Annotated in this window: 12 protein-coding genes; 10 read left to right on the forward strand and 2 right to left on the reverse strand. The window is 64.8% G+C overall.

Annotated features, from left to right (window positions below; genetic code table 11):
- Together AX735_RS26420 and AX735_RS15035 are read left to right on the forward strand one after the other, a co-directional pair.
- Nucleotides 1–360 (forward strand): hypothetical protein (locus AX735_RS26420; RefSeq protein WP_231750136.1); only part of this gene is annotated, 360 nt, incomplete at its 5' end.
- On the forward strand, nt 306–1826 hold the full coding sequence (locus AX735_RS15035; RefSeq protein ID WP_066281985.1) for a lipopolysaccharide biosynthesis protein: 1521 nt from the start codon (nt 306–308) through the stop codon (nt 1824–1826). The genes AX735_RS26420 and AX735_RS15035, both read left to right, overlap by 55 nt.
- A 15-nt stretch (nt 1827–1841) precedes the next feature.
- Here the strand turns inward: AX735_RS15035 and AX735_RS15040 are convergent, their stop codons facing one another.
- Complete coding sequence (locus AX735_RS15040) at nt 1842–2312, reverse strand: low molecular weight protein-tyrosine-phosphatase (RefSeq protein ID WP_066281988.1); 471 nt, start codon at nt 2310–2312, stop codon at nt 1842–1844.
- Nucleotides 2313–2434: 122 nt separating this feature from the next.
- On the opposite strand from AX735_RS15040, the gene AX735_RS15045 reads away from it, so the two are divergent.
- The 5 genes from AX735_RS15045 to AX735_RS15065 all read left to right on the forward strand — a co-directional run bounded on the left by AX735_RS15045 (nt 2435) and on the right by AX735_RS15065 (nt 8550).
- Nucleotides 2435–4039: a spinster family MFS transporter gene (locus AX735_RS15045; RefSeq protein WP_066281990.1), complete on the forward strand. Its 1605-nt coding sequence runs from the start codon at nt 2435–2437 to the stop codon at nt 4037–4039.
- Nucleotides 4040–4220: 181 nt separating this feature from the next.
- Complete coding sequence (gene pgmG, locus AX735_RS15050) at nt 4221–5606, forward strand: phosphoglucomutase/phosphomannomutase PgmG (protein WP_066281993.1); 1386 nt, start codon at nt 4221–4223, stop codon at nt 5604–5606.
- A 5-nt stretch (nt 5607–5611) separates the two neighbouring features.
- Nucleotides 5612–6649, forward strand: a complete 1038-nt coding sequence (galE, locus tag AX735_RS15055; protein WP_066281996.1) for a UDP-glucose 4-epimerase GalE — start codon at nt 5612–5614, stop codon at nt 6647–6649.
- Nucleotides 6650–6651: 2 nt separating this feature from the next.
- Nucleotides 6652–7473, forward strand: coding sequence for a class I mannose-6-phosphate isomerase (locus AX735_RS15060; RefSeq protein ID WP_066281997.1), 822 nt, complete (start codon nt 6652–6654; stop codon nt 7471–7473).
- Between the two features lie 12 nt (nt 7474–7485).
- Nucleotides 7486–8550 carry a mannose-1-phosphate guanylyltransferase/mannose-6-phosphate isomerase gene (locus AX735_RS15065; protein ID WP_066281999.1) on the forward strand — a complete coding sequence of 355 codons (1065 nt, stop codon included), beginning with the start codon at nt 7486–7488 and terminating at the stop codon, nt 8548–8550.
- Nucleotides 8551–8610: 60 nt separating this feature from the next.
- Here AX735_RS15065 and AX735_RS15070 read toward each other — a convergent pair whose 3' ends face one another.
- Entirely contained in the window at nt 8611–10065 is a 1455-nt protein-coding gene (locus tag AX735_RS15070; RefSeq protein ID WP_082751135.1) for an O-antigen ligase family protein, read from the reverse strand.
- Between the two features lie 293 nt (nt 10066–10358).
- On the opposite strand from AX735_RS15070, the gene AX735_RS15075 reads away from it, so the two are divergent.
- The 3 genes from AX735_RS15075 (at nt 10359) to AX735_RS15085 (ending at nt 12658) form a co-directional block, all read left to right on the forward strand.
- Complete coding sequence (locus AX735_RS15075; RefSeq protein ID WP_082730828.1) at nt 10359–10724, forward strand: MarR family EPS-associated transcriptional regulator; 366 nt, start codon at nt 10359–10361, stop codon at nt 10722–10724.
- Between the two features lie 81 nt (nt 10725–10805).
- Nucleotides 10806–12002: a DegT/DnrJ/EryC1/StrS family aminotransferase gene (locus AX735_RS15080; RefSeq protein ID WP_060978782.1), complete on the forward strand. Its 1197-nt coding sequence runs from the start codon at nt 10806–10808 to the stop codon at nt 12000–12002.
- The gene (locus AX735_RS15085) at nt 11999–12658 is read left to right on the forward strand and encodes an acetyltransferase (RefSeq protein WP_197417973.1); all 660 of its coding nucleotides are present in this window, start codon (nt 11999–12001) and stop codon (nt 12656–12658) included. Before AX735_RS15080 ends, AX735_RS15085 begins: the two co-directional genes overlap by 4 nt.
- Nucleotides 12659–12669: the final 11 nt, after the last annotated feature.

Here is a 12669-nt window from a genome sequence, read left to right on the forward strand (position 1 = left end):
TCATCTAAACCTACAATGTCAAAGATCTCACCAAGACAAAAACAGCGGACAACCAGTGTGCCCCGATCTTTAAACCGAGCGATTGGCTATCCGAAGATGTTGGCGACCGGTGGAAGTGCGATGCGTCAGCGCCGCGTCCCGTCCGGTGAGGCGTCATCTATGGCCGGGATCGATTCGGGTCAAACCCTTTTTGCAATTTTATTTCAATTTTTTTGGGGCAATGCGTCTGCACCCCGAAAAACTCGGGGTTTTGGCATCCGCCCCCCGGATGCCTATAACAGCCCTGCACGGGAACATGAACGTTTATGGTCGAAGATACAGCCGCCGGAATCGCTGATTCAGGATTCGCCAATCGCGTGAGATCCGCGGTTTTCTGGCGTTCCGGCAGCCAGATCGTCAGCCAGGTGGTGATGTGGACCACCACGCTCGGGGTGATTCGGATTCTCGACCCGTCCGATTACGGGCTGTTCGCCATGACCCAGGTCGTGATGGTGATGCTGGCCTTTCTCAACGGCTATGGCTTTGCCAGTTCGCTGATCCAGCAGGAGCAGATCGACACGTTCCGCGTCCGCCAGGCTTTCGGGCTGCTGCTGATCCTCAATCTCGGCATCGCCGCCATCCAGTTTGCCGCCGCACCGGCGATCGCCGCCTATTATGGTCAGCCCCAGGTGGCCGAGCTGCTGCGCTGGCAGACGGTCATGTATCTCGCGACGCCCTTCATGGCGGTACCCGAGGTGCTGATGAGCCGCGCGCTCGATTTCCGCCGGCTCGCCATCGTCAATTTCATCTCTGCCTTCGTCTGCGCGATCACGTCGATCGGTTGCGCGCTGGCGGGCTGGGGCGTCTGGACGCTGGTCGCTGCCCCCACCTCCATGGTGTGGAGCCGCGCGATCGGCCTGTGCATCGCGCAGCGATTCGTCGTCAGGCCCAGTTTCGACTTTCGCGGCACGCGTTCCATGATCGGCTTCGGCAGCGCGATGCTCACCAGCCATCTGTTGTGGAGCCTGCAGACCCAGGCCGATGTGCTGATCGCCGGACGTGTGCTCGATCCGCATGCGCTCGGCCTTTACGCCGAGGCCCTGTTCCTTGCGCAGCTGTTCTCGTCCAAGGTCATTCCGCCGCTCAACGAGGTCGCCTTTCCCGCCTATTCGCGTTTGCAGGCCGAGCCCGCGCGGCTGCAGGCGGCATTCCTGAAGGCCATCGGGCTGATCATGCTGATCTGCTGTCCGGTCTATGCCGGGCTGGCGGTGACCGCGCCCGAAGCCGTGTACACCCTGTTTGGCCCCAAATGGGTGGAAATGGTGCCCCTTGTCCAGCTGTTCGCCCTCGCGATGCCGTTCATGACGCTGCATGTGCTGATCGCCCCGGCGGTCAATGCCCTGGGCGCGCCGCGAATCACGGTGCGATGCTCGGCCTTTGGCGCGGTCTTCATGCCCTTGATGTTCCTGATCGGGGTGCGCTTCGGCGTGACCGGCCTGGCCCTGGGCTGGGTGATCGGCATGCCGGTCGTGCTGCTGTTCTGCCTGTGGCAGTCGTGCCCGGTGATCGGCGTGCGCGTGCGCGATGTGCTGATTGCATGCCTGCCGGGCGTCGGCGCGGCTGCCGCGATGGCCGCCCTGGTATGGATGATGCGGATCGGCCTCAACGGCACGCTCGACAGCAGCCTTCCCGAGATCATGGCCCGGCTTGCGCTGCTCGCCGCGATCGGCGTCCTGAGCTATGGGCTGATGTTGCGCGTGCTGGCGCCGCAGATGCTGAGCGATGCGATCGCGCTGTTGCGCCGCCAGCCGACCGTTATCGCAGAGGAAGAGATCGCCACCGCCTGACCGGCAACGAGGCGGTCAGCGGCGGACGCCGAAGCGCACGAGGACCGCTTCGGCGATCGCTTTCGCATCGGCCCAGGTCGCATCGAAGCCCGATGCGTCGCCATAATAGGGGTCGGCCACCGCCTGTCCTGCGCGTCCGGGCACCAGATCGAGCGCGAGGCAAAGCTCGGCGGGCGAGCTTGCAGGCGCGATCCGGCGAAGGCCTGCCAGATTGTCATGATCCATCGCGAGGATGAGGTCGAACCGATCGAAATCGGCCGCACTCACCTGTCGGCCGTGCAAGTCCGCAATGTCCACGCCATGCGCCCGCGCCACCGCGATCGCGCGCGGATCGGGCGGGTCGCCGCGATGCCAGCCGCCGGTCCCCGCCGAATCGACCGTCCAACCCAGATCGAGTTGGCGCACCCTGTGCCTGAGCGCGCCATCGGCGAGCGGCGATCGGCAGATATTGCCGAGGCAGACGAACAGGATCGATGGCGTCTTCACTCGCTGGCCCCTTCCTGCAGCCGACCGCTTCCGGTCGTTTGACGCTTGCGTCACTTCGGGGCTCTGCTAGCCAAGGGCAAGGACGCACACAAGAGACGCCAAAATCGGGGAGAGACAAGCACATGGCCGGGCCCAACGACAATCAGGACACCGCCGCGCCGGGCATCGCGCCAGCCACATCGGCCTCGCCTTATGCCTGGTACGGGCTGTTCATCCTCTTCCTCGTCTATGTGCTCAATTTCATCGACCGGCAGATCATCACCATCCTGGCGCCCGACATCAAGGCGGACCTAGGGCTGGACGATGCCGATATCGGCTTTCTCTATGGCACCGCCTTTGCCGTGTTCTACGCGCTGTTCGGCATTCCGCTGGGACGGCTCGCCGATAGCTGGCACCGGGTGCGGCTGCTCACCGTCGGGCTGGCGATCTGGTCGGCGATGACGGCGGTGTCGGGCTTTGCGAAAAACGGCCTGACGCTGGGGCTGGCGCGCATGGGCGTCGGGATCGGCGAGGCGACCGCGAGCCCGTCGGCCTATTCGCTGATCTCGGACATGTTCCCCAAGCGCATGCGGGGCACCGCGCTCGCGATCTATTCGGCAGGGCTCTATTTCGGGGGCGGCATCTCGCTGATGATCGGCGGCTTCATTGTCGCGGGGTGGAACAATGCCTATCCGGGCGGCGGTCCGCTGGGCCTGGTCGGCTGGCAGGCGGCGTTTCTTGCGGTCGGCGTGCCCGGCCTGCTGCTCGCCGCCTGGGTTGCGACGATGCGCGAGCCGGTGCGCGGGCTGGTCGACGGGCTGCCGACGCCGCCCTCGACCGAGCCGTTTCGCGGTTTCTTCCAGGAGCTGTTCGCGGTCATTCCGCCGTTCACGATGATCGCGGCGGCGCAGCGCGGCGCCGCCGCCTTTGCGGTCAATATCGGTGCCCTGGTTCTGCTGGGACTGATCGCAGCCGGCATGATCGCGCTCACCGGCGCGACGCTGCAATGGCTGTGCATCGCCATCGGCTATTATGCCGTGTTCTCCTGGGCCAGCTCGCTGCGTGCGCGCGACAAGGCGACCTTTGCGCTCATCTGGGGATCGCCGGCCTTCCTGTGCACGATCCTGGGCTATGGCTGCGTCGCCTTCCTGTCCTATGCCACCACCGCCTTCGGACCGACCTATGCCGCGCAGGTTCTGGGCGAGGACACCGCGAAAATCGGGTTCTGGATCGGCGGCTTCGGCGCGCTCGGCGGGTTCCTGGGCGTGATCCTGGGCGGTCGGATGTCCGACTGGCTGCGTGCGCGCAGCGAATCGGGGCGGATCATGGTGATCGCCTTCGGGCTCATCACCCCGGTCATCCCGGTGATCCTGGCCTATAGCACCGCCAACGATCCGAATTCGGACGCCGATTTCATCCGCTTCACCGTGTTCGCCTCGCTCGCCAACATGTTCGCCAGCTCGGCGCTCGGCGCGGCGGCAGCGACGACGCAGGACCTGGTGATGCCCCGCATGCGCGGCACCGCCACCGCGACCTTCTTCCTGGCGACCACGCTGTTCGGCTTGGCACTCGGCCCCTATCTCGCAGGCCAGATGTCAGTGATCTCGGGCAGCCTGTCGACCGGGGTGCTCTCGATCCTGGTGATCGTGCCGGTTGGCCTGACCCTGCTGTTCTTCGCCTGGCGGATGGTGCCGCTGGCCGAACGCACCGTGGTCGAGCGCGCGCGGGCGGCTGGCGAGCCGGTGTGACCGACCGCCCCCGAGGTCATGCCCGGTCCCACCGGATCGGACCCGATCGCCTGTGGTGCCACATATAACCGTGTTGAATTCCGGAGGAGGCAACGGTAACGACGCTGCTCCATGGCCCGTTCAGGGTTGAATTCTGGGCAGCCCGACGCTGCGCAGCACAGTTCGGGAAGCTGACCGATACATGACCCATGCCTTTCACCCCACCAGCCTGCGCGAATATGACATTCGCGGGATCATCGGCGAAACGCTTGGCGAGGCGGATGCCTATGCGATCGGACGCGGCTTTGCGACGCTGATCGCGCGCGCGGGCGGCAAGTGCGTGGTGGTCGGCTATGACGGCCGCGTCAGTTCGCCGGTGCTCGAAGCGGCGCTGATCAAGGGGCTGAACGACAGCGGCATCGATGCGATCAGTGTCGGCATGGGCCCCACCCCGATGCTCTATTATGCCGAGTCAGTGCTGGAAGAGGCGGATGGCGGCATTCAGATAACCGGCAGCCACAACCCCGCCAATTACAACGGCTTCAAGATGGTCTTTCAGGGCCGCCCGTTTTTCGGCGCGGATATCCGCAAGCTGGGCGAGATGGCGGCGGCCGGCGATTGGGCCGAGGGCACCGGAAGCGCGCGGCAGGTCGATATTCTCGATCGCTATGTCGATCGGCTGGTCGAGGATTTCGGCGGCACCGCCGCGCGCATCGGCTGGGACTGCGGCAATGGCGCGGCCGGCCCGGCGGTCGAAAAGCTGGTCCAGCGCCTTCCGGGCGAGCATTTCACGCTGTTTACCGATGTGGACGGCAATTTTCCCAATCATCATCCCGATCCTACCGAGGAAAAGAATCTCGCCGATCTGAAGGCACTCGTCGCGGAAAAGCAGCTCGATTTCGGAGTGGCTTTTGACGGGGATGGCGACCGGATCGGTGCGATCGACGGCCAGGGCCGCGTGATCTGGGGCGATCAGCTGCTGAGCATTTACGCCGAAGTGGTGCTGAAAGACCTGCCCGGCGCGACGATCATCGCCGATGTGAAGGCCAGCCAGGCGCTGTTCGACCGGGTGAGCGAGCTCGGCGGCGAACCCTTGATGTGGAAGACCGGCCACAGCCTGATCAAGTCGAAGATGAAGGAGACCGGCTGTCCGCTCGCAGGCGAGATGAGCGGGCACGTGTTCTTCAAGCATCGCTATTACGGTTTTGACGATGCGCTCTACGCCGCGGTCCGGCTGATCGAGGCGCAGACGGTGCTCGGCAAGAGTGTGACCGAGATGCGCGGCGCGATGGCGCCGATGATCAACACCCCCGAAATGCGCTTCCAGGTCGACGAGAGCCGCAAGTTCGCGGTGGTCGACGAGGTGCTCGAGCGCCTGTCGGCCGCTGGCGCCAATGTGAACGCGACCGATGGCGCACGCGTCAACACCGAGGACGGCTGGTGGCTGCTGCGCGCATCGAACACGCAGGACGTGCTCGTCGCGCGCGCCGAAGCGCGCAGCCAGGAAGGCCTGGACCGGCTGATGGCGCAGATCGACGAGCAGCTTGCGGCATCGGGGCTGAAGCGCGGCCCCCAGGCGGGGCATTGATCGCCATGTCGGCAAGGGCGAGCGAAGCGGTCGACGCATTCAAGACCCGTCATGCGGTGCTGGTCACCGGCGGTGCGGGCTATATCGGCAGCCATGCCGTGCTGGCGCTCAAGGATGCGGGGTGGAAGGTCGCGGTGATCGACAATCTCGTCACCGGCTTCCGTTGGGCGGTGCCCGAGGGCGTCGCGTTCTACGAGGGCGACATTGCCGATGGCGAGCTGGTCGCGCGGATCATCGCCGAACAGCAGATTGGCGCGATCCTGCACTTTGCCGGATCGATCATCGTGCCCGAATCGGTCAGCGACCCGCTCAAATATTACAGCAACAACACGGTGAAGAGCCGCGCGCTGATCGAATCTGCGGTGAACGGCGGGGTGAAGCATTTCATCTTCTCCTCTACCGCCGCGACCTATGGCACGCCCGAGGGCGATGGCCCGATCCCCGAGAGCGCTCCGCAGCAGCCGATCAATCCCTATGGCACATCCAAGCTGATGACCGAGTGGATGCTGCGCGACGTCGCGTTTGCGCATGACTTCAATTATTGCGCCTTGCGCTATTTCAACGTGGCGGGCGCCGATCCGCAGGCGCGCACCGGCCAGTCGACGGCAGGTGCGACCCACCTGATCAAGGTTGCGGTCGAAGCCGCGCTCGGCAAGCGCGACAGCGTGGCAGTGTTCGGGACCGATTTCGACACCCCCGACGGCACCGGGGTGCGCGACTATATCCATGTCAGCGATCTGGCGAATGCGCATGTGCTCGCGCTCGAGGCGCTGATCGAGAATCCGTCCGAGAGCCACCGGCTCAATTGCGGCTATGGCCATGGCTATTCGGTGCTCGAGGTGCTCGACGCGGTCGACCGCGTCACCAATCTGAAGATCGAGCGCGTGCTGTCCGACCGCCGCGCCGGCGACCCTGCCGCGCTCACCGCCGACAGCAGCGCGATCCGCGCGCGCTTCGGCTGGCAGCCTGCCTTTGACGATCTCGACACCATCGTGACCCATGCGCTGGCCTGGGAACGCCGCCTCAGCGAACGGGCTGGATGAGCATGGCAGCGCTGTCTGCCTGCAAGCTTGCCACGCGCCAGGTCGAAAAGCCCTGGGGCCGTGCGGTGCTGCCTGCCCCGTTCCGCAACCCGGGCAGCGAGAAGATCGGCGAGATCTGGTTCGAGGCGGAAACCGGCCCGGCGCTGCCGCTGATGGTCAAATATCTGTTCACCAGCGAGAAGCTGTCGATCCAGGTCCATCCCAGCGATGCCGAGGCGCAGGCCATGGGCCTGGCGAGCGGCAAGGAGGAGTGCTGGCTGGTGCTCGATGCCGAGCCGGGCGCGTGCCTGGGCATCGGCACGCTTCGCCCGCTCGGAGCCGACGAACTGCGCGAGGCCGCGCTGTCGGGCGAGATCGAGGCGCTGATGGACTGGAAGCCGGTCGCGCGCGGCGATTTCTACTATATACCGGCAGGGACGGTGCACGCGATCGGAGCGGGCGTGAGCCTGATCGAGGTGCAGCAGAATGCCGACATCACCTATCGGCTCTATGATTACGGACGCCCGCGCGAACTGCATCTCGACGATGGCGTCGCGGTCTCGCGCGCTGTGCCCTATCCCGCCCAGCTGCATCGCAGGGTCGATTTCGCGGTCGATCAGTTGCTGGTCGATGGGCCGTTGTTCTCGCTGCTGCTCACCGGCGGTGCCGCGGCGCGGCTGGACGGCACGGGGCCGCTCACGGTGATTCCGGTCGAAGGCAGCGTTCGGGTCGAGCAGCCCGAGGGCTTGCTGACCGTCGACGCGGGAGAATGCCTTACCATCGATCCCGACAGCCGCTTTACCGCCAGCCCGGGCGCGCGGCTGCTGCTTGCGCGCGCGCATTGAAGCGAGACCCGCATGACCCAGATAATCCCCGTCATCCTGTCCGGCGGATCGGGCACGCGGCTGTGGCCGCTGTCGACCGACCAGAGCCCGAAACAATTTCTCGCGCTCGCGTCTGACCGGACGATGTTTGCCGATACGCTCGCGCGTGCCGGCGATTCGACCCGCTTTGCCGCCCCGCTGATCATCGGGGCCGAACGGCATGCCGCGCTGATGGAAGCCGAGCTGGGCGGCGAGGCGCACCAGGGAGCGCGCATCATCCTCGAGCCGAGCGCGCGCAACACCGCGCCGGCGATCGCGCTCGCCGCGCTCGCGGCGGGCGGGGGCAATGCGGTGATGCTGGTGATGCCGAGCGATCATGTGATCCTGGATCTGCCTGCCTTCCTGGCCGCGGTCGATACCGCGCTTCCGGCGGCGCGCGATGGCTGGCTGGTGACCTTCGGCATCGAGCCGACGGGTCCCGAAACCGGCTTTGGCTATATCCGCATGGGGGACGGGCTCGATCACGTCCCGGGCGTGCGCAAGGTCGATCGCTTCATCGAGAAACCGGCGCGCGACAAGGCCCAGGCGATGCTCGCCGAAGGCCACCATTCGTGGAATGCCGGTATCTTCCTGATGCGCGCTGACCGGTATCTTGCCGAGCTGGCGCGCCACGCCCCGGACATGGATGCCGAAGCGCGCGCGGCGCTGGCGGGCGCGGACCTGACGGCGCGGCTCATTCGTCCGGATGCCGAGCGGTTCGCCGCCTGCCCGTCGGATTCGATCGACTATGCGGTGATGGAGCGCGCCGAGCGTGTCGCCATCGTGCCCGTCGCCTGCGGCTGGTCCGATGTCGGCAGCTGGGATGCCCTGGCGGAGATCGGCAGCGCCGATGCGGACGGCAACACCGTCGCCGGCGATACCGTGCTGATCGATACGCGCGGCTGCCACGTGCATGCCGACGGCATCACCGTGACCGCATCGGGGATCGAGGATCTCATCGTCATCGCCAATGGCAGCCATGTGATGATCGTGCCCAAGGGCCGGTCACAGGATGTCAAGAAGATCGCCGAAGCGCTCAAGGCACGCAGCCAGGCCTAGAGCAGGCTCGCGCGCGGAGAGACGATGCCGGGGCGATCGCTCGCTCCGGCCGGCATCGCATCAGCCTGACGAGCGGCCCTCGCCCGATCCGGCGCGCACCGCCCTGGCATCCTGGACCACCGCCAGGAACAGCCAGACCAGCACCGCCTGGAAGATCGGGGTGCGCGCGGGATAGTCGACCAGCGACGCCGACCCGATAATGGCGAGCACAGCCAGGCAGAACACCGCCAGCGCCTGATGCTCGCGGCTGCCCAAAAGGGTGCGGACGAACCGGGCCAGCCAGATCAGCAGCCCAGCCAGCAGCAAAGCAGCCGGTACCCCGCCTTCGATCACGATCTGGACCCAGTCGTTATGGGCGTGGTTGAGATAGGATCGGGCCAGCAGATCGTCGGGCTCGTACAGGCGGTACACGGTGTCGAAGGATCCGAATCCGGTGCCCAGCAGCCAATGGTTGCTCACCATGGTCTGGAAGACCGGCCAGGTCTTCCAGCGCAGATCCTCCATCGAATTGCGGCCCATCAGGTCCTGGAAAGCGGGCGTGCGCTCGAGCCACAGAAAGGCGACCACGATCAGCAGGACGACGAGCGCGAAGCCGGCCGTCGCTGCGTAAATCGCCTTTCGGCTGGTTTCGGGCACCTTGACCTTGGCCTTGCCCGAACCGCGCGAGCGCACCGTCATCCAGCCCATGAGGCCCGATGCGATGATGGCGAACAGGGTCGCCATCAGACCCGCGCGCGAGGCGCTGATCAGCACCGTGAACAGGATGATCAGAAACACCGGGACGAAGGCAAGCTTCATCCATACGGGACGGTGGATCGGATTGTGATCGAGAAACAGCCGCGTCACCGCGAGCAGCGACAGGGCAGAGAACACCGCCGAATGGTTCTCGTTGGCGAACAGCCCGACCGGCGTATCGATGTTGGTGATGGAATAGAGATACAGGAAGCTGCGCGACCCGCCGACCACCTGTAACAGGCCGAACAGCGCGTTGACCAGACCCAGTCCCGCGATGATGGTGAGCAGCAGGCGCGAATTGAGCTTCATCGACACGGCGAGCAGCAAGGCGCAGACAGGCACGATCAGACTGAGCAGCGAATTGAGACCGCGAAACGGCGCCAGCGAGATCGGACGCCACACGTCCGCATTTCCGGCAAGCCTGTCGAGCGCGACGATGGTCTCGCGATCGGGCAGTCCCTGCCACAAGCCCGGGGGCAGCGGCACGAGCTGAACGACCATCCACACCAGCAGCCCGCCCAGGAACAGCAGCACGGTCCTGGCGGGCGCCAGGTCATCAAGCCGGATGTAATACATCGCGGGGATCAGCAACAGCGCCGCCATCGGCCGCAACATCGCCAGCTGAACCGGGTCCGGACGCGAACTGCCGCCCAGAAGCGCCAGTACAACCAGGAAAACGGCCATCCAGAACCATTGCAACTGGGTTGCGCTGGCAGACGATCGCGACTTGCTGTGACGCATCGACTTGCGCGGCGAGGAAATGGATGGATTCAAGATCATGCGCTCCGGAAGGCTTGCTTGCGCCGCTGATAGGCGAGTTCAACAATTTGAAAAAGGGGGCAATGTCACCGCTGCGACCGATCGAGCCCGGGCCCGATACAAGGGCCGTGCACGACCGCAGCCCCGGCACCGAACCGATCCGATACGCCGGTTTTTGCCGAAACGCGCGCGGAATCGGCTTGCCAAAGGCGGGCTTGGCGCTATGGGTTCAAAATTGAACATAGCGGCGCGCCCCAGATGCGCGCCGCCCGATCATCCGGCGGACCCTTCGGGTCGCGCCGTGCGGTAGCTATATGCACACATCCGAATTCGTTTCCAGCCCCGCCAGTCAGCGCCGCGAAGATGCCAGGCTCCGCGTGCTGCGCCTGATCGCCACCAATCCGGAAATCACCCAGCGGGAGATGGCGGAGAAGCTGGGAATCAGCCTGGGCGCGGTCCATTACATGGTACGCGCGCTCGCAGAGCGCGGCCTCGTGAAATGGGACCGGTTTTCCCATGCCGAAAGCAAGCGCGGCTATGCCTATGTGCTCACCCCCAAGGGCCTTGCGGAAAAGGCGGCGATCACCGCCCGGTTCCTGGCGCGCAAGCGGCTGGAATATGCCGCGCTGCGCGCCGAGCTCGAGGAATTGGCGGCGGAGCTCGACAATGACCGCAGCTGAGCCCGGCGCGCGCGCCTGACATCGGACATCCTGTTTACCCCAGCCCGACTCTCACCATCCTTTCGGAAGATATCAGCGATCATGACCCTTCAGAAAACCATTCGGTCTGCTTCGGATCTCGCGCTCCATGGCGCGCCGCCGGCCTTCGCCGCGCCCATTCCCGTCGGCAAACCCAATATCGGCGATCGCGCGGCCTTCATGGCCCTGGTCGACGGCATCTTCGATCGCGGCTGGCTGTCGAACAACGGGCCGATGGTCGAACAGTTCGAACAGCGGGTCGCGCAGGAACTCGGCGTGAAGCACTGCATCACGGTGTGCAACGGCACGATCGGGCTGGAAATCGCGATCCGGGCGCTGGGCCTGACCGGCGAGGTCATCGTCCCGTCCTATACCTTCATCGCCACCGCGCATGCGCTGTCCTGGCTGGGCCTGACCCCGGTCTTTGCCGAGGTCGATCCCGACACGCACAATCTGGACCCGGACGCGATCGCCCATCTGATCACGCCGCGCACCAGCGGTATCCTGGCGACCCATTTGTGGGGCCGCCCCTGCGATGTCGAACGCCTGCAGGCCATTGCCGACGAACATGGGCTCAGCCTGATGTTCGATGCCGCCCATGCCTTTCTGTGCAGCCATGGCGGCCGGATGATCGGCGGCTTCGGCCGCGCCGAGGTGTTCAGCTTCCATGCCACCAAGTTCTTCAACTCGTTCGAGGGTGGCGCCATCACCACCAACGACGATGCCCTTGCCGAACGGATGCGGCTGATGCGCAATTTCGGCTTTGCCGCGCTCGACAATTCCGTGATGCACGGCACCAACGGCAAGATGTCGGAGATCTGCGCCGCCATGGGGCTGGTCAATCTCGACAATGTCGGCAAGGTGGTGGAAGCCAACCGCGCCAATTACCATGCCTATCGCGCCGCGTTTGACGGCATCGACGGTATCAGTGTGATCGACCCAAGCGAAGAGCCCTTCAATTACCAGTATATCGTGGCTGAGGTCGACAGCAGCTTCCCCTGCACGCGCGACACGATCGTCCAGGCGCTGCAGGCCGAGAACATCATGGCGCGGAAATATTTCTGGCCCAGCTGCCACCGCATGAAGGCCTATAGCGAAAGCGCGCCTTATGCAGGGCTATCGCTGCCCCGGTCCGAACTGGTGGCAGATCGCGTCATCGTCCTGCCGACGGGCACGGGCCTGCCGGTGGGCACGATCGATGTCATTCGCGATGTCTGCATGGCACTGGCAGCAACCGCACTGGCCCAAGTCGCAGAATGATGATTGAGCAGTCCGAGAAACCGCTGGTAGGGATTTTTGGCGCCGGTGGTTTCGGCCGGGAAGTCATGCCCTTCGCGTACCAGGCATGGCATCCCCGGTTTGAGCTGGTGTTTGTCGAGACCGTCCCCAGCAAGCCAGCCGTCAATGGCTGCAAGGTCATCTCTCTCGAAGACTATGCGGCCCATTCTGCTCCGGACAAATATTTCAACGTGGCAGTTGCCGACTCTCCATCTCGCGAGCGATTGGTGAGCGAGCTTGTGCACGCTGGCGGCAGCCCTTTATCCGTCATTTTCTCCAACACGACACTATACGAAATGAGCGAGATCGGAGAGGGCGCAATCATATGCTCGAATTCGATCGTGAGTACGAATGTCGTGATCGGCCACCATTTCCACTGCAATTTCGGATGCTATATCGCACATGACTGCCGCATCGCGGATTATGTTACATTCGCTCCAGCCGTTCAATGCCTGGGCAATGTGCACATCGAGCGCCATGCCTATATCGGCGCGGGGGCCATCATCAAGCAGGGCACGCGCGATCAACCGCGCCGAATCGGCGAAGGGGCTATTATAGGCATGGGGGCCGTGGTGACAAAGGATGTACCGCCGCACACAACCGTCGTTGGAAACCCCGCCAAACCCTTGAGCAAATAGCGAATCACCAA

Source organism: Blastomonas sp. CCH1-A6 (assembly GCF_001556365.1).
Classification (GTDB): Bacteria; Pseudomonadota; Alphaproteobacteria; order Sphingomonadales; family Sphingomonadaceae; genus Blastomonas; species Blastomonas ursincola.

Coding starts and splice junctions, on each gene's coding strand:
- AX735_RS15035 (WP_066281985.1), top strand. CDS start 306: ATGGTCGAAGATACAGCCGCCGGAATCGCTGATTCAGGATTCGCCAAT.
- AX735_RS15045 (WP_066281990.1), top strand. CDS start 2,435: ATGGCCGGGCCCAACGACAATCAGGACACCGCCGCGCCGGGCATCGCG.
- pgmG (WP_066281993.1), top strand. CDS start 4,221: ATGACCCATGCCTTTCACCCCACCAGCCTGCGCGAATATGACATTCGC.
- galE (WP_066281996.1), top strand. CDS start 5,612: ATGTCGGCAAGGGCGAGCGAAGCGGTCGACGCATTCAAGACCCGTCAT.
- AX735_RS15060 (WP_066281997.1), top strand. CDS start 6,652: ATGGCAGCGCTGTCTGCCTGCAAGCTTGCCACGCGCCAGGTCGAAAAG.
- AX735_RS15065 (WP_066281999.1), top strand. CDS start 7,486: ATGACCCAGATAATCCCCGTCATCCTGTCCGGCGGATCGGGCACGCGG.
- AX735_RS15070 (WP_082751135.1), bottom strand. CDS start 10,065: ATGATCTTGAATCCATCCATTTCCTCGCCGCGCAAGTCGATGCGTCAC.
- AX735_RS15075 (WP_082730828.1), top strand. CDS start 10,359: ATGCACACATCCGAATTCGTTTCCAGCCCCGCCAGTCAGCGCCGCGAA.
- AX735_RS15080 (WP_060978782.1), top strand. CDS start 10,806: ATGACCCTTCAGAAAACCATTCGGTCTGCTTCGGATCTCGCGCTCCAT.
- AX735_RS15085 (WP_197417973.1), top strand. CDS start 11,999: ATGATGATTGAGCAGTCCGAGAAACCGCTGGTAGGGATTTTTGGCGCC.